The organism is Kribbella qitaiheensis (genome assembly GCF_042657745.1).
GTDB classification, from domain to species: Bacteria; Actinomycetota; Actinomycetes; order Propionibacteriales; family Kribbellaceae; genus Kribbella; species Kribbella qitaiheensis.
This window is the reverse complement of record NZ_JBHSKE010000005.1, coordinates 249,133-275,281: the sequence shown is the minus strand read 5'-3', so window position 1 is coordinate 275,281 and position 26,149 is coordinate 249,133. Positions and strand designations below refer to the sequence as shown.

The 26,149-nt window shown below is 68.5% G+C and carries 31 protein-coding genes; 18 read left to right on the top strand and 13 right to left on the bottom strand.

What is annotated here, in order from left to right; translation table 11 throughout:
• Nucleotides 1-329 precede the first annotated feature (329 nt).
• Entirely contained in the window at nt 330-719 is a 390-nt protein-coding gene (locus tag ACFPJ1_RS04390) for a VOC family protein (protein WP_380101511.1), read from the top strand.
• On the opposite strand, the gene ACFPJ1_RS04385 is transcribed toward ACFPJ1_RS04390, so the two are convergent.
• Together ACFPJ1_RS04385 and ACFPJ1_RS04380 are read right to left on the bottom strand one after the other, a co-directional pair.
• Nucleotides 716-1,150, bottom strand: a complete 435-nt coding sequence (locus tag ACFPJ1_RS04385; RefSeq protein ID WP_380101510.1) for a hypothetical protein — start codon at nt 1,148-1,150, stop codon at nt 716-718. The genes ACFPJ1_RS04390 and ACFPJ1_RS04385 overlap by 4 nt on opposite strands.
• 40 nt (nt 1,151-1,190) lie before the next feature.
• A complete protein-coding gene (locus tag ACFPJ1_RS04380; protein ID WP_380101509.1) occupies nt 1,191-1,565 on the bottom strand; it encodes a VOC family protein in 375 nt (124 codons plus the stop codon).
• Between the two features lie 204 nt (nt 1,566-1,769).
• Between ACFPJ1_RS04380 and ACFPJ1_RS04375 the strand changes: the two genes are divergently transcribed.
• From ACFPJ1_RS04375 to ACFPJ1_RS04365, 3 genes are all read left to right on the top strand, one after another.
• Nucleotides 1,770-2,177: a VOC family protein gene (locus ACFPJ1_RS04375; RefSeq protein WP_380101508.1), complete on the top strand. Its 408-nt coding sequence runs from the start codon at nt 1,770-1,772 to the stop codon at nt 2,175-2,177.
• Nucleotides 2,177-3,064 (top strand): alpha/beta fold hydrolase, encoded by an 888-nt coding sequence (locus ACFPJ1_RS04370; RefSeq protein ID WP_380101507.1) that lies wholly within the window; start codon nt 2,177-2,179, stop codon nt 3,062-3,064. Before ACFPJ1_RS04375 ends, ACFPJ1_RS04370 begins: the two co-directional genes overlap by 1 nt.
• Nucleotides 3,065-3,129: 65 nt before the next feature.
• Nucleotides 3,130-3,648, top strand: coding sequence for a DinB family protein (locus tag ACFPJ1_RS04365; protein ID WP_380101506.1), 519 nt, complete (start codon nt 3,130-3,132; stop codon nt 3,646-3,648).
• On the opposite strand, the gene ACFPJ1_RS04360 is transcribed toward ACFPJ1_RS04365, so the two are convergent.
• From ACFPJ1_RS04360 to ACFPJ1_RS04350, 3 genes are read right to left on the bottom strand one after another with little or no spacing between them, the layout of a single operon-like run.
• Nucleotides 3,641-4,129 carry a DUF2199 domain-containing protein gene (locus ACFPJ1_RS04360; protein ID WP_380101505.1) on the bottom strand — a complete coding sequence of 163 codons (489 nt, stop codon included), beginning with the start codon at nt 4,127-4,129 and terminating at the stop codon, nt 3,641-3,643. The genes ACFPJ1_RS04365 and ACFPJ1_RS04360 overlap by 8 nt on opposite strands.
• 11 nt (nt 4,130-4,140) lie before the next feature.
• Nucleotides 4,141-4,509: an MmcQ/YjbR family DNA-binding protein gene (locus ACFPJ1_RS04355; protein WP_380101503.1), complete on the bottom strand. Its 369-nt coding sequence runs from the start codon at nt 4,507-4,509 to the stop codon at nt 4,141-4,143.
• On the bottom strand, nt 4,502-5,473 hold the full coding sequence (locus tag ACFPJ1_RS04350) for a 2-hydroxyacid dehydrogenase (RefSeq protein WP_380101502.1): 972 nt from the start codon (nt 5,471-5,473) through the stop codon (nt 4,502-4,504). The genes ACFPJ1_RS04355 and ACFPJ1_RS04350 overlap by 8 nt, the downstream gene beginning before the upstream one ends.
• A gap of 140 nt (nt 5,474-5,613) precedes the next feature.
• Here ACFPJ1_RS04350 and ACFPJ1_RS04345 point away from each other — a divergent pair, with 140 nt between their 5' ends.
• The 4 genes from ACFPJ1_RS04345 to uppS all read left to right on the top strand — a co-directional run bounded on the left by ACFPJ1_RS04345 (nt 5,614) and on the right by uppS (nt 9,244).
• Complete coding sequence (locus ACFPJ1_RS04345) at nt 5,614-6,648, top strand: magnesium and cobalt transport protein CorA (RefSeq protein ID WP_380101501.1); 1,035 nt, start codon at nt 5,614-5,616, stop codon at nt 6,646-6,648.
• A 259-nt stretch (nt 6,649-6,907) separates the two neighbouring features.
• On the top strand, nt 6,908-7,819 hold the full coding sequence (locus tag ACFPJ1_RS04340) for a hypothetical protein (RefSeq protein WP_380101519.1): 912 nt from the start codon (nt 6,908-6,910) through the stop codon (nt 7,817-7,819).
• Nucleotides 7,820-7,933: 114 nt separating this feature from the next.
• Nucleotides 7,934-8,371 carry a VOC family protein gene (locus ACFPJ1_RS04335; RefSeq protein WP_380101500.1) on the top strand — a complete coding sequence of 146 codons (438 nt, stop codon included), beginning with the start codon at nt 7,934-7,936 and terminating at the stop codon, nt 8,369-8,371.
• Nucleotides 8,372-8,467: 96 nt separating this feature from the next.
• A complete protein-coding gene (uppS, locus tag ACFPJ1_RS04330; RefSeq protein ID WP_380101499.1) occupies nt 8,468-9,244 on the top strand; it encodes a polyprenyl diphosphate synthase in 777 nt (258 codons plus the stop codon).
• A 94-nt stretch (nt 9,245-9,338) separates the two neighbouring features.
• Here uppS and ACFPJ1_RS04325 read toward each other — a convergent pair whose 3' ends face one another.
• A complete protein-coding gene (locus ACFPJ1_RS04325; protein WP_380101497.1) occupies nt 9,339-9,827 on the bottom strand; it encodes an Lrp/AsnC family transcriptional regulator in 489 nt (162 codons plus the stop codon).
• A 117-nt stretch (nt 9,828-9,944) separates the two neighbouring features.
• Between ACFPJ1_RS04325 and pdhA the strand changes: the two genes are divergently transcribed.
• From pdhA to ACFPJ1_RS04310, 3 genes are read left to right on the top strand one after another with little or no spacing between them, the layout of a single operon-like run.
• Complete coding sequence (gene pdhA, locus ACFPJ1_RS04320; protein ID WP_380101496.1) at nt 9,945-11,033, top strand: pyruvate dehydrogenase (acetyl-transferring) E1 component subunit alpha; 1,089 nt, start codon at nt 9,945-9,947, stop codon at nt 11,031-11,033.
• Between the two features lies 1 nt (nt 11,034).
• Entirely contained in the window at nt 11,035-12,021 is a 987-nt protein-coding gene (locus ACFPJ1_RS04315; protein ID WP_380101495.1) for an alpha-ketoacid dehydrogenase subunit beta, read from the top strand.
• The gene (locus ACFPJ1_RS04310; RefSeq protein WP_380101493.1) at nt 12,018-13,412 is read left to right on the top strand and encodes a dihydrolipoamide acetyltransferase family protein; all 1,395 of its coding nucleotides are present in this window, start codon (nt 12,018-12,020) and stop codon (nt 13,410-13,412) included. The genes ACFPJ1_RS04315 and ACFPJ1_RS04310 overlap by 4 nt, the downstream gene beginning before the upstream one ends.
• Before the next feature lie 49 nt (nt 13,413-13,461).
• Here ACFPJ1_RS04310 and ACFPJ1_RS04305 read toward each other — a convergent pair whose 3' ends face one another.
• A complete protein-coding gene (locus ACFPJ1_RS04305; protein WP_380101492.1) occupies nt 13,462-14,169 on the bottom strand; it encodes a TetR/AcrR family transcriptional regulator in 708 nt (235 codons plus the stop codon).
• A gap of 363 nt (nt 14,170-14,532) precedes the next feature.
• Here ACFPJ1_RS04305 and ACFPJ1_RS04300 point away from each other — a divergent pair, with 363 nt between their 5' ends.
• The gene (locus ACFPJ1_RS04300) at nt 14,533-15,726 is read left to right on the top strand and encodes a superantigen-like protein SSL4 (protein WP_380101491.1); all 1,194 of its coding nucleotides are present in this window, start codon (nt 14,533-14,535) and stop codon (nt 15,724-15,726) included.
• Between the two features lie 132 nt (nt 15,727-15,858).
• Here ACFPJ1_RS04300 and ACFPJ1_RS04295 read toward each other — a convergent pair whose 3' ends face one another.
• Nucleotides 15,859-16,029: a hypothetical protein gene (locus tag ACFPJ1_RS04295; protein WP_380101521.1), complete on the bottom strand. Its 171-nt coding sequence runs from the start codon at nt 16,027-16,029 to the stop codon at nt 15,859-15,861.
• A 4-nt stretch (nt 16,030-16,033) separates the two neighbouring features.
• On the opposite strand from ACFPJ1_RS04295, the gene ACFPJ1_RS04290 reads away from it, so the two are divergent.
• Nucleotides 16,034-16,450, top strand: a complete 417-nt coding sequence (locus tag ACFPJ1_RS04290; RefSeq protein ID WP_380101518.1) for a class F sortase — start codon at nt 16,034-16,036, stop codon at nt 16,448-16,450.
• A gap of 777 nt (nt 16,451-17,227) precedes the next feature.
• Here the strand turns inward: ACFPJ1_RS04290 and ACFPJ1_RS04285 are convergent.
• Complete coding sequence (locus ACFPJ1_RS04285; protein WP_380101490.1) at nt 17,228-18,412, bottom strand: MFS transporter; 1,185 nt, start codon at nt 18,410-18,412, stop codon at nt 17,228-17,230.
• Nucleotides 18,413-18,545: 133 nt separating this feature from the next.
• Between ACFPJ1_RS04285 and ACFPJ1_RS04280 the strand changes: the two genes are divergently transcribed.
• Nucleotides 18,546-19,001 carry a MarR family winged helix-turn-helix transcriptional regulator gene (locus ACFPJ1_RS04280; RefSeq protein ID WP_380101488.1) on the top strand — a complete coding sequence of 152 codons (456 nt, stop codon included), beginning with the start codon at nt 18,546-18,548 and terminating at the stop codon, nt 18,999-19,001.
• Here the strand turns inward: ACFPJ1_RS04280 and ACFPJ1_RS04275 are convergent.
• Nucleotides 18,948-19,394, bottom strand: a complete 447-nt coding sequence (locus ACFPJ1_RS04275; protein WP_380101487.1) for a MerR family transcriptional regulator — start codon at nt 19,392-19,394, stop codon at nt 18,948-18,950. The genes ACFPJ1_RS04280 and ACFPJ1_RS04275 overlap by 54 nt on opposite strands.
• A gap of 124 nt (nt 19,395-19,518) precedes the next feature.
• Between ACFPJ1_RS04275 and ACFPJ1_RS04270 the strand changes: the two genes are divergently transcribed.
• Together ACFPJ1_RS04270 and ACFPJ1_RS04265 are read left to right on the top strand one after the other, a co-directional pair.
• A complete protein-coding gene (locus tag ACFPJ1_RS04270; protein ID WP_380101486.1) occupies nt 19,519-20,853 on the top strand; it encodes a DUF1800 domain-containing protein in 1,335 nt (444 codons plus the stop codon).
• Between the two features lie 8 nt (nt 20,854-20,861).
• Nucleotides 20,862-22,112, top strand: coding sequence for a DUF1501 domain-containing protein (locus tag ACFPJ1_RS04265; protein ID WP_380101485.1), 1,251 nt, complete (start codon nt 20,862-20,864; stop codon nt 22,110-22,112).
• Between the two features lie 5 nt (nt 22,113-22,117).
• Here ACFPJ1_RS04265 and ACFPJ1_RS04260 read toward each other — a convergent pair whose 3' ends face one another.
• A complete protein-coding gene (locus tag ACFPJ1_RS04260) occupies nt 22,118-23,422 on the bottom strand; it encodes a HAMP domain-containing sensor histidine kinase (RefSeq protein ID WP_380101484.1) in 1,305 nt (434 codons plus the stop codon).
• Nucleotides 23,419-24,108 carry a response regulator transcription factor gene (locus ACFPJ1_RS04255; protein WP_380101483.1) on the bottom strand — a complete coding sequence of 230 codons (690 nt, stop codon included), beginning with the start codon at nt 24,106-24,108 and terminating at the stop codon, nt 23,419-23,421. Before ACFPJ1_RS04255 ends, ACFPJ1_RS04260 begins: the two co-directional genes overlap by 4 nt.
• A gap of 113 nt (nt 24,109-24,221) precedes the next feature.
• Here ACFPJ1_RS04255 and ACFPJ1_RS04250 point away from each other — a divergent pair, with 113 nt between their 5' ends.
• Nucleotides 24,222-24,401, top strand: a complete 180-nt coding sequence (locus ACFPJ1_RS04250; protein WP_132189509.1) for a DUF3099 domain-containing protein — start codon at nt 24,222-24,224, stop codon at nt 24,399-24,401.
• Between the two features lie 15 nt (nt 24,402-24,416).
• Here ACFPJ1_RS04250 and ACFPJ1_RS04245 read toward each other — a convergent pair whose 3' ends face one another.
• On the bottom strand, nt 24,417-25,358 hold the full coding sequence (locus ACFPJ1_RS04245) for a cation diffusion facilitator family transporter (protein WP_380101482.1): 942 nt from the start codon (nt 25,356-25,358) through the stop codon (nt 24,417-24,419).
• A 108-nt stretch (nt 25,359-25,466) separates the two neighbouring features.
• Between ACFPJ1_RS04245 and ACFPJ1_RS04240 the strand changes: the two genes are divergently transcribed.
• Nucleotides 25,467-26,057 carry a helix-turn-helix domain-containing protein gene (locus tag ACFPJ1_RS04240; protein ID WP_380101481.1) on the top strand — a complete coding sequence of 197 codons (591 nt, stop codon included), beginning with the start codon at nt 25,467-25,469 and terminating at the stop codon, nt 26,055-26,057.
• Nucleotides 26,058-26,149: the final 92 nt, after the last annotated feature.

The following is a 26,149-nucleotide window of genomic DNA, read 5'->3' as shown; positions in this document are numbered from 1 at the left end:
CGGGGGACCGCTAGTGCTCTGGGGGGTTCGCTACCTCCTCGGGGGGTTCGCTGCCTCCTCTGGGGGTTACCCCATTGTTCTGACAGTGGGCGAACCCCCTCAGCGCGGGCGGAGCACACTGTGCGGCTGCGCGGGCGAGGTTTCGCGCCCTCCCGGGGGACCGCTAGTGCTCTGGGGGGGTTCGCTACCTCCTCGGAGGGTTCGCTGCCTCCTCTGGGGGTTACCCCACTGCTCTGACAGTGGGCGAACCCCCTCAGCGCGGGCGGAGCACACTCTGCGGCTGCGGCGGGCGAGGTTTCGCGCCCTCGGGGGACCACTAGGGTCGGCAGATGTTCTCCGCAGCGCAGGTCAACATCTACTCGGCGGACGTGGTCCGCTCGGTCGGGTTCTACCGCAGCCTCGGCTTCGAGGAGACGTTCCGTACGCCGGCCGACGGCGAGCCGATCCACGTGGAACTCGTCCTGGACGGCTTCAAGATCGGCATCGCTTCGGTCGACTCGGCGATCGCGGACCACGGCCTTCCGCTCGATCTCACCCAGCCCGGCCGCGGCATGGAGATCGTCCTCTGGACCGACGACACCGACGCCGCCTACGCCCGCCTGGTCGCAGCCGGCGCCAAGCCGCTGTCCACCCCGCACGACTGGCTGGGGAGCCTACGAGTCGCCTGGGTAGCCGACCTCGACGACAACCCCATCGAACTGGTCCAACGCGTCAACTAACGCTCGACACCCGCGCGATGTTCACTGGCGGCCGATCGCTCGGCGTGCTCCAGGGCCAGTTGGACGCAGTTGGCCTGGTCGGCATGGCAGTACATCGACATCACCAGGTCCCGCACGTTCCAGGCGATCGCCGGCAGCTCGGCGGAACCCCACTCCTCGAGAGGCGCCCCGAACTTCTCGATCAGCAGCCGCCGCAGCTCGTCGTACCGGGGACGCGCCTCTCCCTCGAACAGGAACAGGCTGAAGCCGAGGAACTGGTCGTCGTACGTGCTCCACCGGCCCTCGCCGCCGAGCGCGGTGAACTGCCTGTCGCCGCCGGCGAGGTCCACGAAGCCGACCTCAGCGAACAACCCGACGCGCTCCGCCTCGGTGGTCGGCCAGCGAGCCTCCACGATCCTGCCGACGGTCTCGACAACAGCTGCAGCTCTCATCCACCCACCCAACCACGCCCGCGGACCGTAGTACCGGGGGTCAGCTGTCGGTTTCGGACTGGCTGCGTTCTATGCAGAACTCGTTGTTCTCGGGGTCGAGCAGGGTGACCCAGCCGCGGCCGTTGGGTTGGCGGTGGTCCTCGTGGATGGTGGCGCCGAGGGCGAGGAGGCGGTCGACCTCTTCGTCGCGGGTGCGGTCGGTGGGTTGCCAGTCGATGTGGACTCGGTTCTTGAGGGTCTTGGCCTCAGGTACGGCGATGAAGAGCAGGCCGGGGACGGGGCTCGGGGACTCGACCAGTACTTCGGTGTCGCCGGGCTCGTCGGTCGCCGAGACGGGCCAGCCGGTGACCTCGCTCCAGAAGGTGGCGAGCGCGTAGGGATCGCCGGAATCGATGGTGATGTGCCGCAGGATCATGACCGCCGACCCTAGTCGTGAGCGCAGGTCGGGCGGCCGGCGCCGCGCCCCCTCCGCGACTGCCCGATCACGCGACGGATTCGTGCCGGAACCGGCGGAGAACCGTGCTCTTCGAGGGCTCGTGGACTGTCGGAGGGTGGGTCTAGGGTGCGAAGCCTAGGCAGTATCCGGGCAACGAGCGGTCCTTGGACCAGGGGGTTAGTGATGGCTTCGCGACTCAATCCGTACATCAGCTTCGACGGCACCGCGCGGCAGGCGCTGGAGTTCTACCGCGACGTGTTCGGCGGTGAGCTGGCGATCAACACGTTCGGAGAGTTCGGCGCGGCGGATTCGCCGGACGCTGACAAGATCATGCACGGCCAGCTCGAGAGCCCCTCAGGGTATGTGCTGATGGGCGCGGATACGCCCGAGGGGATGCAGCAGAGCAGCAACGGCACCATCAGCCTCAGCGGCGACGACGGTGGCGAGCTCCGCGGGTACTTCGAGCGTCTGGCCGACGGTGGCACCGTGACGATGCCGCTGGAGAAGCAGATGTGGGGCGACGAGTTCGGCATGTGCGTCGACAAGTTCGGCATCGGCTGGATGGTGAACGTCAGCCAACCGCAGGGCTAGTGTTCGTTGACCTGCTGCGCCTGCCGGACGGCCGGCAGGCGCAGTACTGGCAGGGTGGTTCGGAGGCCGGACCGGTCGTGTTCTTCCTGCACGGCTGCCCGGACACGCGGCATGCGGCGTTCGCCGGAGACGAGGCGGCGCGGAGTACCGGCGTCCGCCTGATCTCGGTCAACCGGCCGGGCTACGGCTGGTCGGACGAGGCTGCCTCCACCCACGGGTCGGTGGCGGACGACGTTGCCGCGGTGGCGGACCTGCTCGGCATCGAGCGGTACGCCGTACTCGGCATGTCCATCGGGGGTCCGTATGCGCTGGCGTGCGCGGTTCGGCAGCCCGGGCGGGTGACGGCGGTCGGCGTCGTCGCGAGCCCGGCGATCCTGACCGAGCTGGATCCGCCGATCCACCGGGACGACCTGTCAGCAGACAAGCAGGAGTACTTCGCGGACTTCGCACGCAGGTCGGTCGAGGACACGATCGAGCTGGCCCGGCCGGAGTTCGAGGCATACGTCGAGAGCCTCGCGCCTGGGGATCCCGACGACGAGGCGCTGGTCCGGCGGTTCACCGAGCGGGTGTCGTCCCTCGACGCCGAGGTCCTCGCGCGGCTGACGCCTGGCGAGCTCGCGGGCTCGGTCCGGGAGGCCCTGATCAACCCGAACGGGTATCTCCGCGACGCCGCGATCACCTTCAGGGCTTGGGATTTCGACCCGTCGCAGGTCAGCTGCGCGACCACCTTCTGGTACGGCGAGCTCGATGCGAACGCCTCCGTCCGGAACGGCGAGTGGTTCGCCGCGAGCATTCCCGGCGCGAGGCTGGTGGTTCGCGAGGGCGCGGGACATCTCGGTTCGCTCCACGATCATTGGGAGGAGATCCTCGGCACTCTCCGTGGATAAATGGGTACGTCTGGTGCGGCGTCACGATCTACCGTCGGAGGAACCGGCGACCGACGGGAGAGATCGTGAACGAGGTGCTGCTCGACGCAATCCGGCACAACAACTGGGCGACGAAGCATCTGCTCGCGTTCTGCCGGGACCAGAACTTCACGGCGGAACAGCTGGAAGTCACGGGTGTCGGCACCTTCGGCGGGATCCTCGCGACGCTGCACCACATCATCACGTGCGACGGAAGCTATCTGCGCCGGCTGGCGGACAGCGAGCAGTTGCCGTGGGCCGACGGGAACGAGACGGCCGATTTCGACACGCTCGAGCAGTGGGCCGAGGAGGCGCGGCTGCTCTGGGAGGACACCCTCTCCAAGCCGATCGAGGTCGAGCGGATCATCATCGTGGACGACGGCACCCGCGGCACCCGGGCCGGCATCTTCATCGCCCAGTCCCTCAACCACGCGAACCACCACCGCGAGCAGGTCTGCGCCATCCTCACCGGCTTCGGCATCGAGCCCCCCGACATCCAGGCCTGGGAATATGCCTGGCAAACCAACCGAATCTGGGACCTCCCCACCACCCAGCCTGCTAGCTGAGGACGGTCTCGTGGGGCCATTCCTCTGTCAGGACGCGCGACAGGAGGGGGTCGGAGGACTCGGTGCAGTAAGGGGTTTCGTCCTGGTTCTTCACTGTGGCGATGACCGGTACGGCGAAAAGGTCCCAGGGCTCGAGGCGGTTCGCGAGGATGCCGTCGAGGCGTAGGTCCAGGTAGGCCGGGTTCTCGCCCCACCAGACGGCGAAGGCCTCCTGCAAGGCTGCCGGGTGGACGCCGATCCAGACGCCGTACGTGAGCTTGTGCCCTCCCTCCAGGTGGATCGGGAGGAGTGCCCGGATGAAGGCTCCGTAGCCCTCCACCTGCATCATCACCGACTCGACCGGGGTCTCATGGCTCATCCAGAAGCCTGGAGTCTGCTCCCAGTCGGGCAGGTCGAGGATGGGATCGGGGAGGGTGAAGCGCACGTGGCGGTCGTGGGCGTCGCTCGCCCGCCCGCAGGTCGCGCAGGTGTCGGTGGTCATCAGGCGGGTGATCAGGCCTCGTCGAAGGTGGTTATGACGGATTTGGGGGCTTGGAGGCGCCAGGCGTCGGTGAGGAGTTCGCGGAGTTCGGCGGTGGTGATGGCGGGGAGCCGGACGAGGATGGCGGGGTAGTTGGCGTAGTGGGGTTCGGTGAAGAACTTGGCCGGGTCGGCGGCCAGGAGGGACTGTTTCTCGCCTTCGTCGGCCACCCGGACGACCAGGACCTCGGGGTTCACGACGCGCTTCTTCTTCGGGTCGGGCCGCTCCAGCCAGCCCCAGGCGAACCCCCGCCTCTCGACGGAGAACGCGAAACGGTCCTCCGCCTCCCGGACCTCCGGCAGTTCGAGCGCGATCTTTCGGACGTCGGTTTGATCAGCCACGCCCTCTGCCTACCAGATCCCTCGACTCCTGGACAGGAGTCACCGGTACGCCGGTGGCGAACCAGCTGACCAGGTTCTCCACGACCAGGCGGCCCATCGCGTCGCGGGTCGGGATTGTGGCGGATCCCACGTGGGGGAGCAGTACCGCGTTGTCGAGCTCCAGCAGACCGGGGTGCACGTCCGGTTCGTGCTCGAAGACGTCCAGTCCGGCGCTCAGGATCGTCCGGGAGCGCAGCGCGTCGACCAGCGCGGCCTCGTCGACCACAGTCCCGCGGGCCACGTTGACCAGGATTCCGTCGGGACCGAGTGCCTCGAGCACCTCGGCGTTCACCAGGTGCCGGGTCTCGTCGCCGCCCGGGATCACGACCACCAGGATGTCGACGGCACGCGCCAGCTCCAGCAGCGACGGATAGTAGCGGTAGGCAACGTCCTTCTGGCTGCGGTTGTGGTAGGCGATGGAGATTCCGAACGCCTCGGCCCGGTGCGCGATCGCCTCGCCGATCCGGCCGAACCCGAGGATCCCCATCGTCCGGCCCTTCAACGTTGCCGGCGTCAACGGATACGCCCGCTCCTTCCACTTCCCTTCCCGCAGATACCGCTCGGCCTGCGGGAGCTGCCGGGCAGCCATCAGGAGCAGCCCGAGCGCGGTGTCGGCGACCTCGTCGTCCAGCACGCCCGGCGTGTTCGTGACCACCACACCGCGTTCCGCCGCGGCCGCCGCGTCGATCTTGTCGTACCCGACGCCGAAGCTCGCCACGATCTGCAGCGACGGCAGCTTGTCCAGGAAGGCGCCGTCGATCGTCGTCCCCGAGTTGGCGACGGCAACGATGTCCTTGCCCCGTTCGGCCAGTACGGCTTCCGGGTCGTCCGCCTCCCAGAGCCGGATCACCTCGAAGTGCTCCGCGGTACCGGCGAGCACCGACCGGTTCATCGGGCCGGGCATCAGCACGGTAGGACGGGCCATCACGGATCTCCTCTGACGAGCACGGGTCGGGAAGTTCATCGAGGCTTTGTCCCGCCAAGCCTATTTCCCGGCCGTCGCGAGAGTCAGGATCGGGGGTACCACGGCCGCAGTACCGGCCGCGCGACAGTGAGGAGCAGACCATGATCGTCGACTGCGCTTACTACCTCGACGGGCGTCGTCAGCATGTCGGGGCGATGTCGGTCGAGGAGGCCGCTGAACGGTGCCGGCAGGGTGGGTTCGTCTGGCTCGGGCTGTTCGACCCGACCATGGAGGAGCTCGACCAGGCGAGCACGAGCTTCGGCCTGCACGAACTCGCCGTCGAGGACGCCCGCACCTTCCACCTGCGGCCCAAGGTGGAGCCGTACGAGGGCGACATCCGGCTGGTGATCCTGCGGACCGCCCGGTACGACGACGAGCGGGAGGAGGTGGACTTCGGGGAGGTGAGTGTGTTCGTCGGGAAGGCGTTCGTGATCACCGTCCGCCAGGGGGTGGCGAGTGAGCTGCACGGCGCGCGCACCCGGCTCGAGCAACGCCCCGAGCTGCTGGAGAACGGCACGAACTCGGTGCTCTGGGCGATCCTGGACCAGGTCGTGGACGGGTACGGCCCGGTTGTGGTCGAGCTCGAACGCGACATCGAGCAGGTCGAGGCCACGGTGTTCGCGGGATCCGTCGCACCGACCGAGCGGATCTACTTCCTCCGCCGCGAGGTGACCGACTTCTACCGCGCGGTGCACCCGCTGCTCGCGGTACTGGCGACCTTGGAGCGCGGTGCGCGCAACACCGGCCTGCTGCCGTACTTCCGCGACGTCCACGACCACCTGGTGCTGGTGAACGAGGAGGTCGCCGCGCAACGCGATCTGCTCGCCACCGTGCTGGAGGCGAACATGGCGGTGATCTCGGTCGAGCAGACGAAGGTGAGCGTGCGGCAGAACGCGACGATCGAGCAGCTCACCATCCTCGCCACGGTGTTCCTGCCGCTCACCTTCGTCACCGGGTTCTTCGGGCAGAACTTCGGCTGGCTGGTCGACCACGTCGGCGCCTTCTGGGACTTCCTGGTCCTGGGCGTCGGCGGCCTGCTGATCCCGTGCATCGCGCTGTTCATCTGGTTCCGCCGACAGCGAGCCGCTCGGGCGAGTGCTGCGCGTGCCGAGCATCATCCAGCCGTCGATCGCTGAGACGGGCACTATGCCGTACCGGCCGGCTCGAAGCCGGCAAGCATCTCCTCCAACGCACGCTGGTCCGGACCGACGAAGGGATCGGAGACTCCTGGCCTCACCGCAGTTGCCTGCCGCAAGGGTCATTCATTCACCATTCATCCAGTTGGCGCGGGGTGTTCCGGGCCTGCACCGCGACCACGGTGAAACTGCCTCCACCCGGTCTGAATCACATCGCCTGGAGGATGACAGGATCCGCCCGAAACTGTCCGCCTTGCTGGTGGCAACCACATTCCTCGCGCTGGTCGCCCTGCCGACCGCGTCAGCCACAGCACCCGCAGTACAGGCTGCCGGTACTGCGGCCGCTGCCGAGCCGCCGTCGTTCGCCGCGACGCCGCTGCGGTCGTACGCCGCGTTCGACGCGAACCAGGCTGTCGCCGTCGACCAGAAGTACTTCTACGCGGTGAACAACACCACGATCACCAAGCACGACCGGACCACCGGCCAGCCGCTGCTGCAGTTCGCCGGGGTGGAGGGTGGTCCGTTCCAGCACATGGACAGCGGAGTGGTTGTCGGCAGCAAGTTGTACGCCGTGCACTCGAACTACCCGGACTCGCCGATGGAGAGCTCGATCGAGGTGTTCGACACCAAGACGATGCGGCACGTCGACACCTTCAGCTTCGGCATCTACCGCGGCTCGCTGACCTGGTTGGACCGGCACGACGGCGCCTGGTGGGCGGGGTTCGCGAACTACGACGTGATCCAGGACGGCCAGACCACGCCGTACGGGGAGACCTACAACACCCAGGTGGTGAAGCTGGACGACAAGTTCGAGGTCACCGAGTCCTGGACGATCCCGAAGCAGATCCTCGACAAGTTCAAGCCGATGAGCAACTCCGGCGGATCGTGGGCACCGGATGGCCGGCTCTGGCTGACCGGGCACGACCTCGGCGAGGCGTACGTGATGAACCTGCCCAAGGCCGGCGCCGAACTCGAGTGGGTCGCCACCGTCGATCTCCCCGACGTCCAGGGCCAGGGCATCGCCTGGGACCGCTCGTCATCCAAGCCGACCTTCTGGGCCATCAGCCGCCCGAACAAGCAGGTCCGCACCTTCACCATCCCGACCCGCTCGATCACCGACCCCACCGCCAACGCCTGGCAGGTCCTAGGCCCCGGCCACTTCCAGCAGTAGCCCACTTGAACCCCGGCGGCGCGAGCCCGAGCCGCCGGGGGGTCATAGGCGCCGAGCCGGATGAAATTGAAGTAGAGGTCAAGAGCTGGCCGCTTCGGGCGGGACGCTGTTTCTATGACTGAGAACAGCAGTGGAGCCAGTTTGCATGCGTACTTCGGGTACCGGGACGCGGTGGCGGCGTTGCGGTGGCTGGAGAAGGCTTTCGGGTTCGAGACGACGATGGAGTACCCCGACGACAAGGGCGGCATCATGCACGCGGAGATGCGGCGTGACGGGGTGGCGATCACGTTGTTCACCGACGAGGTGGGCTACGAACGGCCCGCGCGGAAGGGGGACAGTGTCGGGTACGGGAGCTACATCGCGCTCGACTCCGAGGCCGCAGTGGACGAGATCCACGCGTCCGCTACGCAGGCAGGCGCCGAGTCCGTCTGGACCCCGGACACCACCGAGTGGGGCAACTACCGCTGCCGCGTAGCCGACCCCGAAGGCTTCGAATGGACCTTCGGCACCCACAAACTCGGCCAACCAACCACTGAGTGGTCCGAGGGCTGAATACCTGCCGGGATCCTCCGTACCGGCGGGTGGTTGGCCCGGTGGCGTTTCCGGCGGTCGGTTCACGAGTGTGTGTGGGTGGGTAGGTTGCTTGGCATGCCTGCTCTCGGACCGTTGTATGCCTTGTATGTTCGCCGCCTCCGGGCTCAGTTGCGCGGAAGTGCGTTGCCGGGGCACATCGGTGTCGTGATTGATGGGAATCGGCGGTGGGCTCGGGGGCAGGGGCATGCGAATCCGAGTGTCGGGCACCGCTACGGGGCCGAGCACATCGGGGATCTGCTCGGCTGGTGTGAGACGGCCGGGATCCCGCACGTGACGATCTTTCTCTGCTCGACCGAGAACCTCGTCAAGCGCGGGGATGCCGAGGTCGCTCACCTCATGCAGGTCACGGAGGACATCCTCGCCAACCGGCTCGCGGAACCCGGCGGGCGGTGGCAGGTGCACATCGCGGGACTGCTCGACCTGCTGCCGGACAGTACGGCGTACGCGTTGAAGGGCGCCGTCGAGGCGACGAAGGACTGCGCCACCGGCAACCACATCACGCTCGCGGTCGGGTACGGCGGTCGGCAGGAGGTGGTCGAGGCGGTCCGCTCGTTGCTGGAGTCCGAGGCGGAGGCCGGCAACGACCTCGACAGCCTCGCGGAGACACTCAGCGCCGACGACATCACCAAGCACCTGTTCACCGTCGGCCAGCCGGACCCGGACCTGATCATCCGCACCAGCGGCGAGCAGCGGATGTCGAACTTCCTGCTCTGGCAGAGCGCCTACTCCGAGCTCTACTTCTGCGAGGCCTACTGGCCCGCCTTCCGCGAGGTCGACTTCCTCCGAGCCCTCCGCTCCTACACCGACCGCCACCGCCGCCACGGCGCGTAGTACTGACCTGTACTCCGGGGCTCAGGGGCACTCGTCGGTGGTGAATTCCGCCAGTGGCGTTGTCTTGACTCCGTGGTGGTGGTTCAGGGCGACGTCACAGCGTGCCGAGGTCTTCGAAGATCAGGGCGGTGCGGGTGGCCAAGACTTCGGGGATGGCTTGGAGTTTTTCGAGGACTACTCGGCGGAGGCCCTCGTTGTCGGCGGCCCGGACCAGGAGGATGGCGTCGAAGTCGCCGCCGACCAGCGCCATGTGTTTCACCTCGGGGATGGCCTGGAGTTGTTCCCGCAAGGTTCGCCAGGAGCTCTGGCGGAGACTGAGGGTGACGTATGCCGAGGTCGCGAGGCCTAGTTTCAGCGAGTCCACGGTGGCCGTGAAGCCGGTGATGACGCCAGTGCCGGTGAGGCGTTCGACCCGGGCGTAGGCGTTCGCGCGGGAGATGTGTACCTGGTCCGCGAGGGCCCGGATCGACAGCCGGCCGTCCTGGCTCAGGGCCGCGACGATCTGCCGGTCGATCTCGTCGAGCGCCGGGGCGACGACCATCTGTCCAGCTTCCGCCGCCGCGGTGATCACCTGGTCGGACATTCTGCTCCTCAGGGTTGCTGACTGAGACCAAACATCTCGTGATTCTTCCAGCTATGGATCCGAATGGCCAGAAGTATGACGATGAAGCATCCGTCCGTCTCCTGTGCAGGAGGGTCCATGACCACCGTCGAGGAGCGTTTGCTCCCCTCCGCCGAACCAGTTCAGTTGATCGACGAGCACGGCGCCCGGCACGACAACCCGCAGTACGGGATGCCGTCCGCGGACGCCCTCGTCGACGGTTACGCACAGTTGGTCGTGGGCCGCAGGATCAACGACCAGGCCGGCGCGCTCGTCCGGCAGGGTCGGCTCGCCGTCTACCCGTCGTCGCACGGCCAGGAGGCCTGCCAGGTCGCGGCCACCATGGTGCTGCGCGAGCAGGACTGGCTGTTCCCGACCTACCGCGACACGGTCTCCATCATCAGCCGCGGAGTCGACCCGATCGAGACGCTGACGCTGCTGCGGGGCGACTGGCACTCCGGGTACGACCCGCACGAGCGCAACGTGGCGCCGCAGTCGACGCCGCTGGCGACGCAGTTGCTGCACGCCGTCGGAGTCGCGCACGCCGCCCGGCTCAAGGGCGAGGACACCGTCGTGATGGCGCTTTGCGGAGACGGCGCGACCAGCGAGGGCGACTTCCACGAGGCCCTGAACTTCGCCGCCGTCTTCAAGGCGCCGGTGGTCTTCTTCATCCAGAACAACGAGTACGCGATCTCCGTACCCCTCGCGCGGCAGACCGTCGCACCGTCCCTCGCGCACAAGGGCATCGGGTACGGCGTACCCGGGGAACGGGCCGACGGCAACGACCTGGCCGGGCTGCTCGCAGTGCTGGGACAGGCGGTCGACAAGGCCCGAGCGGGGGAGGGCCCGCAGCTCGTCGAGGCACACACGTATCGCGTGCAGGCGCACACCAACGCCGACGACGCGAGCCGGTACCGCGACGACGAGGAGGTCACTCCTTGGCTCGAGCGTGATCCGATCAAGCGGCTGGATGCCTACCTGACCGAGCAAGGCCTGCTGGACGAAGCGCACCGCGCGGAGGCGACGGCGGCGGCAGACAAGATCGCGGCCGACCTCCGCGATGGGCTGATGCAGGAGGTCTCGCCGGATCCGGCCGAGCTGTTCGAGCACCTGTATGCGGTGCAGACGCCGCAGTTGCAGGAGCAGGCGGCGTTCCTGCAGGACGAGATCGCGCGAGAAGAGGCCTGAGATGTCGCACCAGAAGCTCACCATGGCCCAGGCGCTGAACCACGCGCTGCGGGACGCGATGCGGGCCGACGACACCGTCCTGATGTTCGGCGAGGACGTCGGTGCGCTCGGCGGAGTCTTCCGGATCACTGACGGGCTGACCGCGGAGTTCGGCGAGGACCGGTGCTTCGACACGCCGCTGGCCGAGTCCGGCATCGTCGGCATGGCGGTCGGGCTCGCGATGAACGGGATGCGCCCGGTCGTCGAGATGCAGTTCGACGCCTTCGGCTACCCGGCCTTCGAGCAGGTCGTCTCGCATGTCGCCAAGATGCGGAACCGTACCCGCGGCAAGGTCACCCTGCCGATGGTGATCCGGATGCCGTACGCCGGCGGCATCGGCGGGGTCGAGCACCACTGCGACTCGTCCGAGAGCTACTACGCGCACACGCCCGGGCTGACCGTGGTCGCGCCGGCCACCGTGGCGGACGCCTACACCTTGTTGCGCAAGGCTATCGAGTTCCCCGACCCGGTGATCTTCATGGAGCCGAAGAAGCTCTACTGGGCCAAGGAAGAGGTCGATCTCACCGCCGAGCAGCCGGGCATCGGGAAGGCCGTCGTCCGCCGGGAAGGCCGCGACGCCACGCTGATCGCCTACGGCCCGTCGGTGCCGATCGCGTTGGAGGCAGCCGACGCCGCCGCTGCCGAAGGACGCCAACTGCAGGTTGTCGATCTGCGCTCGATCGTGCCGTTCGACGACGAGACGGTGTGCGCGGCGGTTCGCAGTACTGGGCGGGCTGTCGTCGTCGCCGAGGCGAGTGGGTTCGCGAGCGTCTCGTCCGAGATCGTTGCCCGGGTCACCGAACGCTGCTTCCACTCGCTGGCCGCGCCGATCCGGCGGGTCACCGGGTTCGACATCCCCTACCCGCCGCCGAAGCTAGAGCGGCACCAACTGCCGGGCGTGGATCGCATCCTCGACGCCGTGGACGACCTGCAGTGGGAGGACTCGTGACGACCGCTCAGACCTTCCTCCTGCCGGATCTCGGCGAAGGGCTGACCGAAGCCGAGATCGTCCGCTGGCTGGTGGCCGTGGGCGACGTCGTGGTGGTGGACGCGCCGGTCGCCGAGGTCGAGACCGCGAAGTCGATCGTCGAGGTGCCATCTCCGTACGCCGGCGTCGTGGTCGAACTGCACGGCGTGGAGGGCAGCACGGTCGACGTTGGAAAGCCGCTGATCACGATCGGTGTGCCGGCCGCTGGTGAGCGCCGCGAGGACACCGCGGCCGAGTCAAGTCGCGAAGAGGACGAGGCCGCTGAGGCCTATCGCAAGGAGGAGCAAGCCGGCTCGGGGAACGTCCTGATCGGCTACGGAACCTCCGAGGGCGCGCGCAACGGACGGCGTCGCAAGCCTCGTACTGCGATCGTGGCCGAGGCGGTCACGTCGTCGGTGCCGCTGGTCATCTCCCCGCTGGTACGCCGGATGGCTCGTGACGCGAAGGTGGATCTGCGCGAGGTAAGTGGTTCCGGCGCCGGCGGGCTGATCGTCCGCCGCGACGTCGAGGCCGCCATCGCGGGTGCTCGCCCGGACGCAGCGCTTGCCCGAGGCGCCGGCTCGGCCTCGACCGTGCAGACGCCCGCCGCCGAAGTTCCAGCCCCCCAGGTTCCCGCCGCGCAGGCACCGGCCGCCTCGGCTGACTCCCGGACCGGGTTGCCGGAGTTGCGGCGGATTCCGATGAGCGGGTTCCGGAAGGCTGTCGCGGCGACCTTGAGCCGGAGCCGGGCGGAGATCCCCGAGGCGACGACCTGGGTGGACGTGGACGCCACCGCGCTGGTCGAGCTGCGGGAGTCGTTGCGCACCAGCACAGATCCTGGTCCGGGACTGCTCGCGCTGATGGCGCGGTTCGTGGTGGCCGGGCTGCAGAAGTACCCGGAACTGAACGGTTTCGTCGACACCGAGCGCGAGGAGCTCGTGCAGTACGACGGGATCAACCTCGGGCTGGCGGCGCAGACCGACCGCGGACTCGTCGTACCGGCTGTCGTCGGGGCACATGCGCTGACCGCGCGCGGCCTCGACGCGGAGATCCGGCGGCTGACGGGCTCGGCGCGGGAGGGTCGGCTGACCGCGAACGAGCTGTCCTGCGGCACGTTCACGCTGAACAACTACGGCAGCTTCGGCGTCGACGGCAGCGCGGCGATCATCAACCACCCGCAGGTCGCGATCCTCGGCGTCGGCCGGATCATCGATCGCCCCTGGGTCGTCGACGGCGAGCTCGCCATCCGCAAGCTCACCCAACTGTCGCTCGTCTTCGACCACCGGGTCTGCGACGGCGGTCTGGCAGCCGGCTTCCTCCGCTTCGTCGCCGACGCCTTCGAGTCCCCGACTTCAGCCTTCGCCGACCTCTGACCCGTCGGGTGGAGGGCCCGCCTTCACTACGCGGCTCGCGCAGGCGGGATCAGCGGAGCTGGCGGGGCCGGAGGCCGATCAGGATGGCGCGAAGGCCGGACTGGAAGCGGGCCGCCGGTCCGGCGAGGTCGTCGCGGCTCAGGTAGGCGGCGAGCGTGTCCGGCTCCACGCCGAGCTGATCCCCGGCAGCCGTCGGCCAATCCCGCTCAGTCAGCGCGCTCCGGCGTACGGTCGCGGTCCAGGCGGCATCCGTCACCGCGGCACCCACGACATAGTGGATGACCGCCGAGACTGCCGCGTCCAAGTGCACGCCTTTGAAGCCCGCTGAGCTGAGCACTCCCAGCACGCGCTCGGTGTAGGCCTGGTAATTCGGCCCGAGCCCCGCATGGCTCGCCAGCAACTGCGGCGCCCACGGATGATCAGCCAGTACTCCGTAGGCCGCTTGCGCCAGCGCTGTGAGCTGATCCCGCCAATCTCCCTCATCCGCCTCGACCAGCGCCCCACCGATCACGGCGTCGACGGCCAACTCGAGCAGATCGTTCTTGTTCGCGATCCGCCAGTACAGCGCGGACGTCGCGGCAGTCCCGAGCTCGACCGCCATTCGCCGCATCGACAGCTGTTCGAGGCCGTCGCGGTCAAGCACCTTGATCGCGGTCTCGACGATGTCTTCCCGGCTGAGTGGTGCACGGGTCCGCTCCGGTTCCTCGCGCAGCCAGACCGATCCCAGCACCGTCTTGTCGTTCGCCACTCGTGCCACCGGCCGATCCTAGCGGATACGCCGTTTCACTAAGTAATACAGCGTTTTAGCTCAGCTCGAGCCCTTCTGCGGGCCGGACCCAGGCGGAAGTGACTGCCATTTCTTGCTTCGGTCAACTACTCCACGCACATGTCCGCAGGCGTTTTCAATTCGTTATGTCAGATCTTCGGCGAGTCGCGGCCGTTCGGCTTGCGCTCAAGCGGTTGTCCCCAGCAGGCTGCTCCGAGTCGGCTGTAACACCACGGCATCGGTTCACGATGTCGGCAAGGGGGATCGACTGTTGCCGACATCGAGTGACCGGAAATCAAGGTCGGCCGCAAAATCGCCTGTCCACCGGACGGCTTGAGCAGTGGGGAAATTCTTGTGAACGACGTATCGCGGGCCACACGATTTCGTGATGCCCTGACCAAAGCTGCCGGCACGCGCGGCGCGACCATCCTCGGCGGAGCAGGTGCTCTCGTCCTCGCACTGGGGGGCGTGACGGTGCTGATGGCCCCGTCGGCCTCCGCCGACGGCGCGATCATCGACGGCAACCCGAAGTGTGAAGACGTGATTCCCGGCTCGATCGAGGTGAAGTTCGATCCGCCGAACGCGGGGACCGAGTCCAACGGGGCGTTCTCGGTGACGATGTCGCGGCGGACCCTCGTCGTCGATGATCCCGACCACGCCGGCGACCAGATCGGCGGCACGGTGGTGGACTTCATCGCCACTGGCGGGTCCGTGCTGGGTGTCATCGTGAAGGGCGGCCCGGCCGCGAACTTCTACGACTACAGCCCTGGCGGCGTGCAGGCCGGCGCGTCACTGCACCCTCCGGTCAACTCGAGCAACGACAAGTTCTACGGCCTGAGCCACGTCAACTTCTGCTTCGGCGAGAAGACGACGCCGACGCCGACTCCGTCGCAGACGCCGACCGAGACGCCTTCGGAGACCCCGTCCGAGACTCCGTCGGAGACGCCGAGCGAGACGCCGTCCGAGACGCCTTCGGAAACTCCGTCGGAGACGCCGAGCGAGACCCCGTCGGAGACTCCGTCGGAGACTCCGTCCGAGACGCCTTCGGAGACTCCGTCGGAGACGCCGAGCGAGACCCCGTCGGAAACTCCGAGCGAGACGCCGTCTGAGACCCCGTCGGAGACGCCGAGCGAGACTCCGTCGGAGACCCCGAGCGAGACGCCGTCTGAGACACCTTCGGAAACTCCGAGCGAGACTCCGTCCGAGACCCCCTCCGAGACGCCTTCGGAGACCCCGTCGGAGACGCCGAGCGAGACCCCGTCGGAGACTCCGACCGTGACGCCTTCGGAGACCCCGAGCGAGTCGCCGTCCGAAACCCCGTCGGAGACTCCGACCGTGGCGCCGTCGAGCACACCCAGCACCAGCGCTCCGGTGGTCCCGACCGCCGTTGACGCGGGTCAGCAAGGTAAGGAGACGGTCCTCACCGCCTCCTCGGCGAGCACCGGCCACCAGAGCACCTGGGGTGCGGGGCTGCTGCTTCTCGGTGGCCTGCTGCTGTTCGGCGGTGTCCTGAAGGCGCGGCTGCGTCGCGGTCAGCACACCGCCTGAGATGTTCGGTAAGCGTCGTCACCCGGATCGCTCTGGTTCACCTCGGTGGACCAGGGCGGCCCTGGTGGCGGGCGCCGTTCTGGTCCTGATCGGCGGCTACGTCGAGTTCAGAGGCGACCCGTCGGCCGCCGATCAAGGCCCATCCCAGCCGCACGCGGCGGCAAGTCCTGCATCGTCCAAGGCATCCGGATCACCGGCCGCGACGGCTGGTACTCCGACCGCCGTGCCGCCGACGACTTCCAAGTCGCCGGCCAAGCCGAAGGCGACCAGCACCCGAAAGCCCGCCGCCTCCGGAAGTCCCATCCGCGTGTCAGTACCGCGATTGGGCGTGTCCGCCAGGATCTTGCCGATCCGCGTTCGTAAGGGTGCGCTCATCCCGCCGTCCAACCCGCGGCTGGTGGGATGGTGGTCCGCCGGCGCCCGGCCTGGAGCGGCCAAGGGCTCGGCGATCATCACCGGGCACACCGTGCACGCCGGTGGCGGCGCCTTCGACGACCTCGACCAACTGAAGGCCGGGGACGTGGTCAAGGTGACCACGGGCAAGGGCAGCATCGCCTACACCGTGGTAGGCGTGAAGGTGTACCGCAAGAAGACGCTGGCCAAGGAGGCCGCCCAACTGTTCGACCAGACCGTCCCCGGTCGCCTGGTGCTGGTCACCTGCGAAGACTGGGACGGCACCGCCTACCTCAGCAACGCCGTCGTCATCGCCAAGCCTGTCGCCTGAGAGCACCAGTCCTGGCGCCTTCGCCGGCCCCCCAAGTCCCAGAAGTCACCGAACTTGTCGGCAGCGGTAGGGGCCGGCCCCCGTGGGACCGGCCCCGGCACTTTGTGCACCACCTGAGCAGGCCTGGGCGGCTCGAACGCTCACCTGGTGCACAAGGTGTGGCCTCAACCGCGCGCCATCGGCTCCAGGCCCGCGACCGGCCTCCCGATGACGGGCTGTTCGCCCGCTGACGCCTTACAAGCCGCCAGCCGCCGTGGGACCCGCCAGCCGGCCCGGCACCGGCCACCACCCCACCGCGCCGCCCCCGGACGGATAGGAGGGGGTTGCCGGCTGCTGTTGTGCCATACCTGTCGAACTTGCCCGGGGGACAACCCACAACGCCGGCAGGTAACCCCTACGATGCCCCGCCCGCCGGGGCGCGGCGGCGTACCGGAGGACAGGAAGTAGTCGCCGCAGGGACCGGCGGGGCATGCTGCCCGCGCCTGGAACCCCGGCGATCGGGGCGGTACTGCCTGTCGCTCGGTACAAGCCAGCCCGGGAACTCCCCTGATCCGGTGAGCAGCGAGCCGCCCTTGGCCAGTGGGCTCCAGGCCTCAATGGCGATGCCGTGGTCGTTGCCGTAGGCCCGTACTTCGGGCTGGAACCAGGTACGGGTGGAGCTCGACCTGGTTGACGGCGGGGACTACCGAGGACGTCGACGCCAGGTGGTCCAGGTGGGACGGCTCGAAGGTGGAGACGCAGGTCGCGCGAACTTCACAGTGGGGATCAGGTATTCCTTCAGACAGTGGCAAGAGCGGGTTCGGGGGTGACGGCGGCGCGGCGACGGCGGTTCAGCAGGCCGGAGGTCAGTGCGATCGCTAGGCCGGAGGCGGCGAGGGCGGCGCCTACCCAGTTTGGGGCGGTGTAGCCGAGGCCGTGCTCGATGGTGAGACCACCGAGGTAGGCGCCGACCGCGTTGCCGAGGTTGAAGGCGGCGATGTTCCCGGCGGAAGCCAACGCCGGAGCGCCCGCGGCCTTGTCCATCACCCGCTTCTGCAGTGGCGCGACGGTCGCGAACCCGGCCGCACCGAACAACGCGATCGTGATCGCCGCGGACACCTGCCCATGGGCCGTGAAGACAAAGGCCACCAGTACTACGGCCAGCAGCGCGAGGATCGCGTACAGGCTGGGCATCAACGAGCGGTCGGCCGCCTTGCCGCCCAGCAGGTTGCCCACGACCAGGCCGCCACCGAACAACACCAGCAGCCAGGTGACAGCCCCGGAGGAGAAGCCGGCCACCTCGGTCATCATCGGCGCGATGTAGGTGAACGAGGCGAACACGCCGGCGAAGCCGAGCGCGGTCATCGCCAGCGCCAGCCAGACCTGCAGGTTGCGGAACATCGCGAGTTCGCTGCGCAGCCCGGGACCCTCGGCGGTGTCCTGCCGGGGTACCAGGAAGACGATGCCGAGCAGGCCGATCAGGCCGAGCACGGTGACCGCCCAGAAGGTCGAACGCCAGCCGAACTGCTGACCCAGCGCGGTGCCGCCCGGAACGCCGAACACGTTCGCCACGGTCAGCCCCGTGAACATCAGCGCGATCGCACTCGCCTGCTTCGCCTTCGGCACCAGCGACGCGGCGACCACCGAGCCGACGCCGAAGAACGCGCCGTGCGCCAGCGCAGCCACGATCCGCCCGGTCATCAGTACGCCGTACGAGGGGGCCAGGGCGGAGATCAGGTTGCCGGCGATGAAGACCGCCATCAGCGAGATCAGTACGGTCTTGCGGGAGATCTTCGAGCCGATCGCGGTGAGCAGCGGGGCTCCGACGACCACGCCGAGGGCGTAGCCGGAGATCAGCAGGCCGGCGGAAGGGATGGTGACGCCGAAGTCGTCGGCGACCTCCGGCAGCATGCCCATGATGACGAACTCGGTGGTGCCGATCCCGAACGCACCGATGGCCAGCGCTAGCAATGCGGCAGGCATGGTCTTTCTTCTCCTCGAAGGTAGCCTTCTGACTGTTACCGGCGTCCGCGATAGTTGCACACGCGGGCTATTGCACAAGCGCCATGCTGCCTCATGCAACGATAAAGTTCAAGTGAGGCCTTGAGGAGGAGTTGTGGGACTACCGGATGACGCCGCCGAGGCGCGGGCCCAGGGCTGGCGCACGCTGGCGGCCCTGCACGCCCGGATCGAGGACGAGCTGGAGCGCGCGCTGCAGAAGCAGCACGGGCTCTCCGTGAGTGAGTACAGCGTGCTGGACGTGCTCGCCCGGCAGGACGACTACCACCTGCGGATGAACCAGTTGTCGAACGCGGTGGTGCTCAGCCAGTCCGCGACGACCCGGCTGGTGAACCGCCTGGAGGACCGCCAGTTGCTGCAGCGGTACCTGTGCCCGACAGATCGCCGCGGCATCTACACCGAGGTCACCAAGGCGGGCCGCGACCTGCTCGACCAGGCTCAGCCGACACACGACGCCGTACTGACCGGGGCGCTGGAGAAGGCCGGCGAGCTGCCGGAACTAGCTCCGCTCGTCGACGCTCTCGCGAAGCTCGCCCTGCCGGCCAAGGTCTAGCTCTAGCCCGTCACGATCTAGCTGCTCGCGATCTGGCCGGTCACGGTCCAGAACAGCCTCGAGGTACTCCGCGACCGCGTCCCGGTTCTTCGTGAGGCAATCGATCCGGGCGGTCATCCGGTCGCGTTGGAGCTCGAGGCTGGCGATCAGCTCGGGCGTCGCGTCAGGGAGGTCCCGCGGCTTCTCCAGGCAGGGCAGGATCTGCTTGATGATCCGGGTCGGGAGTCCCGCGTCGAGCAGGCCGCGCACCTGGCGCACGCGATCCACCGTTGCCTCGGTGTAGCTGCGGTAGCCGTTCGTGCACCGCTCGGAGGTGATCAGCCCCTGCTCCTCGTAGTACCGCAGCAGGCGCGGCGGTGTGCCGGTCCGCTCGGACAACTCGCCGATCCGCATACGCCGCCCTCCGGCTCTCGGTGTGACGGTTCGAGCATACGAGCCCCCGAGGACGGCTGTGGGTTGGCTGAAGATCGGCGCCGGATGGTGGTGAGCGCCAGGTGGGCTGGACAGGATCGGGGGCATGGGTGAGATCAGTGAACGTAGTGCCGTCCGGCGGTTGTGCGACCGGCTGGGCTTCGGGCCCGCGCCGGGAGAGCTGGACGCCGGGTTCGAGGCGACGCTCGCGCGCCTGCTCAGTACCGCGGCCGACGCCGCGACCACTCCGCCGCCGGTCCTGACACCGCCGCAGCCCACGAAGGCGCCCAAGGAGAAGGGCGCCAAGAAGAAGGGCGCCGACGAGGACAAGACCGCGGCCGACCGGGCCGCGAGGAAAGCCGCCAACAAGGCGCGGGCAGCCCAGGAGGCGAGACTGATCGGTTGGTGGCTCGACCGGATGGTCGCCTCCGACCGCGCGACCGAGCGGCTGACCTGGTTCTGGCACGGGCACTTCGCCACCAGCAACCAGAAGGTCCGCAGTGCGCCGTTGATGCTCGCGCAGAACCAGATCTTCCGGACAAACGCCCGCGGCAGCTTCACCGATCTCGCCCAGGCGCTCGTCGTCGACGCAGCGATGATCCGCTGGCTGGACGGCAACGACAACCGCAAGGGCTCGCCCAACGAGAACCTTGCCCGCGAGTACCTCGAGCTCTTCACCCTGGGCATCGGCCACTACGCCGAGGTCGACGTCTTCGAAGGCGCCCGTGCCCTCACCGGTTGGACCGTACGTCGGACCTCGGCGAAGGCCGTGTTCGTCGCCGCGCGGCATGATGCCGGCGAGAAGACGATCCTCGGGAAGTCCGGCGAGTTCGGAGCGAAGGAGTTCGTCGACCTGGCACTGGCGAAGCCCGAGTCCGCGGAGTTCGTGATCGGGCGGCTCTGGTTCCGGCTGGTCTCGTCGACCCCGCCTTCTCCGGAGACAGTCCGGCGCCTCGTCGCGGCCTACGGGAGCAATCGGGACATCGGCGCGGTGCTGAAGGCGATGGTCGCCGAGGCAGCCTTCCGGGACAGCACGTCCGCGTTGGTGAAGCAGCCGGTGGAGTGGGCGGTCGGTCTGATGCGGGCCCTCGGTATCCAGCCGGCCAAGCTCGACGACAAGACCCGGATGGTGCTGCTCGCCGGACTCCGTGGCATGGGGCAGTTGCCGCTGCGTCCACCGAGTGTCGGCGGCTGGCCCTCGGGCGCGAGCTGGCTGACCACCTCGGCCGGGGTGACCCGGCTGCGTCTCGCTCAGTTGCTGGCCAGGAAGGCCGAGCTCGGGCAGTTGCAGAAGTCCAGCGCACGCGTCGACGGAGTACGGGCGTTGCTCGGTGTCGATGCCTGGTCGACGCGGACGAAGGATGCGCTGGCCGGACTGACAGATCCCGCGCAGTTGACCGCCGTCGCGGCCTGCGCGCCCGAATACGTAGTGAGCGGTTGAGGAGAATCATGGACAACCTGACCCGACGCCGGTTCCTCACCATGAGCGGAGTCACCGCGGCCGGCGCGCTCGCGGTCGGAGCGACCCAGGTGAGCTGGTCCGACCTGATGAGCGCCGCCGTACAGAATCCCTTGAGCAGCGAGGATTCCGTACTCGTGGTGGTCACGCTGTACGGCGGCAACGACGGGCTGAACACCGTGGTCCCCGCGGCCGACGCGGCGTACCAGAAGGCGCGGCCGGACCTGGCCTACGAAGCCAGCGAGGTACTCGATCTCGGTGAAGGGTTCGGGTTCAACCCGGGCCTGAAGGGGCTGAAGGGATTCTGGGACGACAAGTCGCTCGCGATCGTGCGCGGAGTCGGTTACCCGGAACCGGATCGCAGCCACTTCCGCTCGATGGCGATCTGGCAGACGGCGTCGCCGAAGACGCCCGTGCCGACCGGCTGGCTCGGGCGCTGGCTCGATGCCGCCGGTGCCGATCCGCTGCACGCGGTGTCGGTCGAGCCGACGCTGCCGCCTTTGTTGGCAGGGGCAACGACGGCGGCAGCGTCACTACCCGTCCGCGGTCTGAAACTGCCCGCGGGCAAGGTCGGTACTGCGTTCGCCGCCTTGGGCCAGCCGAGTTCCGGTGAGGAGCATTGGCAGGCGCAGGCCGCGAAGTCGCTGCAGGATCTGCAGAACGCGGTGAAGGTGCTCGGCGGCGCGGTCCACGACCAGCCGGAGAAGGAGGACGACGAGGACGAGCAGCGGACCAAGGGTGCTTCCGCGGGTGGTGGGTCGCAACTGGGTGCACAGCTGGAGCTGGTCGCCGGGCTGGTCGAGGCGGGTGTTCCGACACGGGCCTACTCGGTGTCGCTCGGCGGGTTCGACACGCACGCGGATGAGCGTGGCACCCAGCAGCGGTTGCTGACGGAGCTCGATGGTGCGTTGACGCCGTTCGTGCAGCGGATGCGCAACAGCGACCGCGGCCGGCAGGTGGTCGTTCTCGTGTACTCCGAGTTCGGGCGGCGGGTGAGCGCGAACGGGAGTGACGGGACGGATCACGGCACAGCCGGGCCGCTGTTCGTCATCGGGGACAAGGTGCAGGGCGGGTTCTACGGCGAGCAGCCGAGCCTGACCGATTTGTCCAATGGTGATCTGAAGGCGACGACGGACTTCCGCGATGTCTATGCCACGGTGTTGCAGGACGTCCTGGGCGCGGATGCTGGGCGGATCCTCGCCGGTCACACGGGGAGCGTCGACGGATTGCTCAAGGTCTGAAACCGTCAGGCGCTGTACGGGAGCGTCAGCAGGAAGGTTGCTCCCGGCCCCTGGTCGAGGCAGACGAGATCGCCGCCGTGGGCTCGGGCGAAACCCCTTGCGATGGGCAGGCCGAGGCCGGAACCGCGGCTGCGGTTGCCGTGGACCAGGCGCTGGAAGATCCGCTCCCGGTCCGCCGGCGGAACCCCGGGGCCGTTGTCATGGACAACGATCTCGGCGTGGTCCGGAGTGGCGGTGACGTGGAGCTGGATGAGACCGCTGTCGCCGGTCGCGTTGCGGGCGTTGTCGACCAGGTTCGCGAGGATCTGGGTGACGCGGTCGGGGTCGACGGCGATCTCGACGTCCGCTCCGCTGAGCTGGACGGTATGGCCGGGAGCGACCAGCCGGAGGCGGTCGGCCTGGGCCTGGGCGAGATCCTTCAGCCGGACGGGTCGGCGACGCAGTACGAGGCCGGCGTCGATCCGGGCGAGCTCGAGCAGGTCGGCGACCAGGGCGCCGGCTCGGCGGGACTCCCTGACCAGCAGGAGTTCCAGTTCCTCGCGGCGTTCCGAGGGGGCGTCCGGGCCGAGCTGGACCAGGGTTTCCGCCGCGGTCTGGAGGCCGGTGACCGGAGTACGGAGTTCGTGGGCGGCATCGGCGACGAACTGACGCAAGTGCTCCTCCGAGCCGCGGGCTGTCCGTTCCGCGCCTTCGAGCGAGTCGAGCATCTCGTCGAAGGCCGCGGCGGTACGGCCGAGTTCGGTATCGGGGCGGGTCGGCTGCAGGCGACCTCCTCTTCGGCCGGCGGCGATGGATCGCGCCAGGGAGGTCATCGCGTCGAGCGGAGCGAGGGCGAAGCGCATGCCGAGGATGAGCGCGAGGGCGGTGATCAGGAGGGCGGCGGCGCCGGAGAGGAGCAGAACCCGTTGCAGGGTGCGGCTTGCGCCGTCGAGCAGCGAGGTATCGGCGGAGAGGAGGAGAGTTGCTCCGCGAGTCCTTGCGCCGCCTTGGAGGGTGGTCTTCACCTGGCGGATCTCACCGCTCGGTTCCACCCCCGGCGCGCCCAGTTGCTGGCCGTTGCGCAGGATGAGAGTCACTCGGATGCCGTCGGCATCGATTCGACGTACCAGGTTGGCCGGTTGGACGTTCTGCCGCGCGAGTTGCTGGGCGAGCTGGGCGCGGCCGTTGAGCAGGGTGTTCAGGTTGCGCTCGGCCTGCGCGTCGAAGATCGCCTTCACCGCCAGCCCAGTGATCGGCAGCACGAGCAGCAGCACCACCAGCGCCGTGACCGTCACTCGCCGCCGCAACGACACCGTCCGCAACCCGCTCACAGTGCCTGCTCTGCCCCGCTGTTGTCTTCAGGAGTGCGGAGGATGTAGCCGGCGCCGCGGACGGTGTGCAGGAGTTGGGGGCTGCCGAGTTTGCGGCGCAGGGCGCTGACGTGGACCTCGACCAGGTTGGCCGCGTAATCGTCGTAGCCCCAGACCGCGGCCAGGATCTGCGCCTTGCCGGCCACCTTGTCCCGCCGCCCGGCGAGGAACGTCAGCAACTTCAACTCGGTGGCGGTCAGCTCGATCGGCTTGCCCGCTCGCGTCACCGCGCTGGCTTCCACGTCGATCACCAGGTCGTCGACCTCGAGAACCGTCCGCAGCCGGCCCATGCGCCGCAGTACGGCCTCGACCCGGGCGATCAGTTCGGCGAGAACGAACGGCTTGACCACGTAGTCGTCGGCGCCGGTCCGCAACCCGTGCAACCGGTCCTCGACGGCATCCCGCGCGGTCAACAGCACGATCCCCGCATTCGAGGTCTGCCGCACGATCTCCAGCAGCGCGAATCCGTCCCGGCCGGGCAGCATCACGTCCAGCAGCACCAGATCAGGCCGGAACTCCGCCAGGTCCTTCTCGAGCGTGTCACCGTCACCTCTGGTGAGGACGGCGCAGCCCGCCTCCTCCAGCGCGATCCCCACCGCGGTCCTGATCGCCTCCGCGTCCTCGACCACCAGGACCCTCGCCGCCATCCGCCCATCCTCCCACCCGCACCCTGCGACCCGCCGTACCCCGCTCCCCACCTTCAGCCCACCTTCAGGTTCACGGTGCGGTGGGAGACTGGCAGCGGTGAAGGGAGTGTGCGATGAAGCGGCCTGACCGGCGCAAGGCGTACTTCTGGCTGATGGGCACCTGCCTGACCCTGATCGGGCTGGCCTGGTTTGTGGTCCGCCTGTTCTCGATCCCCGTCGCCATCGGCATGAGCGCCGTGGCCGCCGTGATCCCGCCCATAGCCGTCATAGTCGCCAACCGCCCCGAGGACTGACCTGCGACACCGCCGTCAGGGCTGACTGGCTGGGCCCGGGTCGAGGCTGGTCGCAGGCGTTGGGTCCAAGTAGAGGTGGCGGACGATCGGGAACTGGCGGCGTACTGCGAGGTCGATCCGCTCGGCGAGTTGTTCGACCGCGGCGCCGGTGGTCTCGGAGTCGTCGAGGTCGACCCGGGCGACCACCAGGACCTGATCCGGGGCGAGGCGCAGGCTGAGGAGTTCGACGACCGCGTCGATCCCCTGGGTGCCGGCGATCAGGCGGCGGATCTCGTCCTGGACGTCGTCGGGAAGCGCCTGGCCGATCAGCATCGACTTGTTGTCGCGGCCGAGCGCGAAGGCGACCCCGATCAGCAGCAGCCCGATCGCGATCGACGCGGCGCCGTCCCAGAACTCCTCACCGGTGACCGTGCTGAGCGTGACTCCCGCCGCCGCGATCACCAGGCCGATCAGCGCCGCCGAGTCCTCGAAGGCGACCGTCTTCACCGCCGGTTCGGCCTCCTTCAGGTGGTCCAGCGCCGAGATCCCCTGGTCGTGGGCCTCCCGGCGGACCTGCCGGACCGCGCGCAACCAGGAGATGCCCTCGAAGATGAAGGAGACGACGAGGACGGAGTACACGACTGCCAGTGCGGCGACCGGTTCCGGGGCGAGCACCGCGCGGATGCCCTCGGCGATGGAGAAACCGGCGCCGAGGACGAAGATGCCGACCGCCGCGAGCAGCGACCAGAAGTAGCGCTCCATCCCGTACCCGAACTGGTGCAGGGCGTCCGCGGGCTTCCGGCTGCGCTTCAGCGCGGTGAGCAGGAAGACCTGGTTGAGCGTGTCGGCGACGGAGTGCGCGGCTTCGGCGAGCAGGGCGGTGGACCCCGACAGCAGCCCGGCGATGCACTTGGCGACCGCGATCGCGAGGTTGGCCGCGCCGGCCAGGAGAACTGTGCCTTCGGATTCGTCTGCCATCAACCTCGCGTGGTGCCCCAACCGCCTCTCGTCCAAACCGCGAGGCTCATTCCTTGGTGGCTGCGGAAGTGCTCACGGGTGGGGGTGGGGGTGTGACATGCTCCGGCTGTGGCTGGTCAGGGTGCGGGGAAGGTGCTGGGGACGAACCTGCGTGCGCGGCGGGATGAGCAGGGGATCTCGTTGTCGGAGCTGGCTCGGCGGTCCGGGATCGCGAAGGGCACGTTGTCGCAGCTGGAGTCCGGGGCCGGAAATCCGACGATCGAGACGGTGTTCAGTCTGTCGAACGCTCTGGGTGTGCCGGTGTCGTCGCTGCTGAACGAGCCGCCGCCATCCGACCTGGTGCTCGTGCGGTCCACCGACCTCGACGTGCTGAGCGGGGACGCCGTCGATCTCCGGATGCTCCGGCGGCTGGAGAATCCGGGGGCGCTGCTCGAGATCTACGACCAGCAGATCCGCCCCGGCACGGTCCAGCACTCGGACGGTCATCCCGGGACCGAGCACCACGTCATCCTCACCGGCCGCCTCCGGATCACCGCGCAAGGTCGTCCGCAGGAACTCGGCCCCGGCGACTACCTCGCCTTCCGCGCCAATACCGTCCACGAGTACGAGGCGCTCGACGGCCTGGTCAGGTCCGTCCTGCTGCTCGAGTACCCGCCTGACGTCCACCCGTCCGCGATCGACTGCGTCCACCCGGTCTGACCCGAGGACCCCGCTGAGCGGATGCCCCGTTGACCCGGGCCGGTCCTGCGTCGTACATTCGAAGCGTTCATTTTAGTGAACGTTCGGGAGGT

Bases quoted from the DNA above. Each gene is read 5' to 3' on its own strand.
- ACFPJ1_RS04390 (WP_380101511.1), top strand. From the start codon at position 330: ATGTTCTCCGCAGCGCAGGTCAACATCTACTCGGCGGACGTGGTCCGC.
- ACFPJ1_RS04385 (WP_380101510.1), bottom strand. From the start codon at position 1,150: ATGAGAGCTGCAGCTGTTGTCGAGACCGTCGGCAGGATCGTGGAGGCT.
- ACFPJ1_RS04380 (WP_380101509.1), bottom strand. From the start codon at position 1,565: ATGATCCTGCGGCACATCACCATCGATTCCGGCGATCCCTACGCGCTC.
- ACFPJ1_RS04375 (WP_380101508.1), top strand. From the start codon at position 1,770: ATGGCTTCGCGACTCAATCCGTACATCAGCTTCGACGGCACCGCGCGG.
- ACFPJ1_RS04360 (WP_380101505.1), bottom strand. From the start codon at position 4,129: ATGACCACCGACACCTGCGCGACCTGCGGGCGGGCGAGCGACGCCCAC.
- ACFPJ1_RS04350 (WP_380101502.1), bottom strand. From the start codon at position 5,473: ATGGCCCGTCCTACCGTGCTGATGCCCGGCCCGATGAACCGGTCGGTG.
- ACFPJ1_RS04345 (WP_380101501.1), top strand. From the start codon at position 5,614: ATGATCGTCGACTGCGCTTACTACCTCGACGGGCGTCGTCAGCATGTC.
- ACFPJ1_RS04335 (WP_380101500.1), top strand. From the start codon at position 7,934: ATGACTGAGAACAGCAGTGGAGCCAGTTTGCATGCGTACTTCGGGTAC.
- uppS (WP_380101499.1), top strand. From the start codon at position 8,468: ATGCCTGCTCTCGGACCGTTGTATGCCTTGTATGTTCGCCGCCTCCGG.
- ACFPJ1_RS04325 (WP_380101497.1), bottom strand. From the start codon at position 9,827: ATGTCCGACCAGGTGATCACCGCGGCGGCGGAAGCTGGACAGATGGTC.
- pdhA (WP_380101496.1), top strand. From the start codon at position 9,945: ATGACCACCGTCGAGGAGCGTTTGCTCCCCTCCGCCGAACCAGTTCAG.
- ACFPJ1_RS04315 (WP_380101495.1), top strand. From the start codon at position 11,035: ATGTCGCACCAGAAGCTCACCATGGCCCAGGCGCTGAACCACGCGCTG.
- ACFPJ1_RS04295 (WP_380101521.1), bottom strand. From the start codon at position 16,029: ATGGGACTTCCGGAGGCGGCGGGCTTTCGGGTGCTGGTCGCCTTCGGC.
- ACFPJ1_RS04285 (WP_380101490.1), bottom strand. From the start codon at position 18,412: ATGCCTGCCGCATTGCTAGCGCTGGCCATCGGTGCGTTCGGGATCGGC.
- ACFPJ1_RS04275 (WP_380101487.1), bottom strand. From the start codon at position 19,394: ATGCGGATCGGCGAGTTGTCCGAGCGGACCGGCACACCGCCGCGCCTG.
- ACFPJ1_RS04270 (WP_380101486.1), top strand. From the start codon at position 19,519: ATGGGTGAGATCAGTGAACGTAGTGCCGTCCGGCGGTTGTGCGACCGG.
- ACFPJ1_RS04265 (WP_380101485.1), top strand. From the start codon at position 20,862: ATGGACAACCTGACCCGACGCCGGTTCCTCACCATGAGCGGAGTCACC.
- ACFPJ1_RS04255 (WP_380101483.1), bottom strand. From the start codon at position 24,108: ATGGCGGCGAGGGTCCTGGTGGTCGAGGACGCGGAGGCGATCAGGACC.
- ACFPJ1_RS04250 (WP_132189509.1), top strand. From the start codon at position 24,222: ATGAAGCGGCCTGACCGGCGCAAGGCGTACTTCTGGCTGATGGGCACC.
- ACFPJ1_RS04245 (WP_380101482.1), bottom strand. From the start codon at position 25,358: ATGGCAGACGAATCCGAAGGCACAGTTCTCCTGGCCGGCGCGGCCAAC.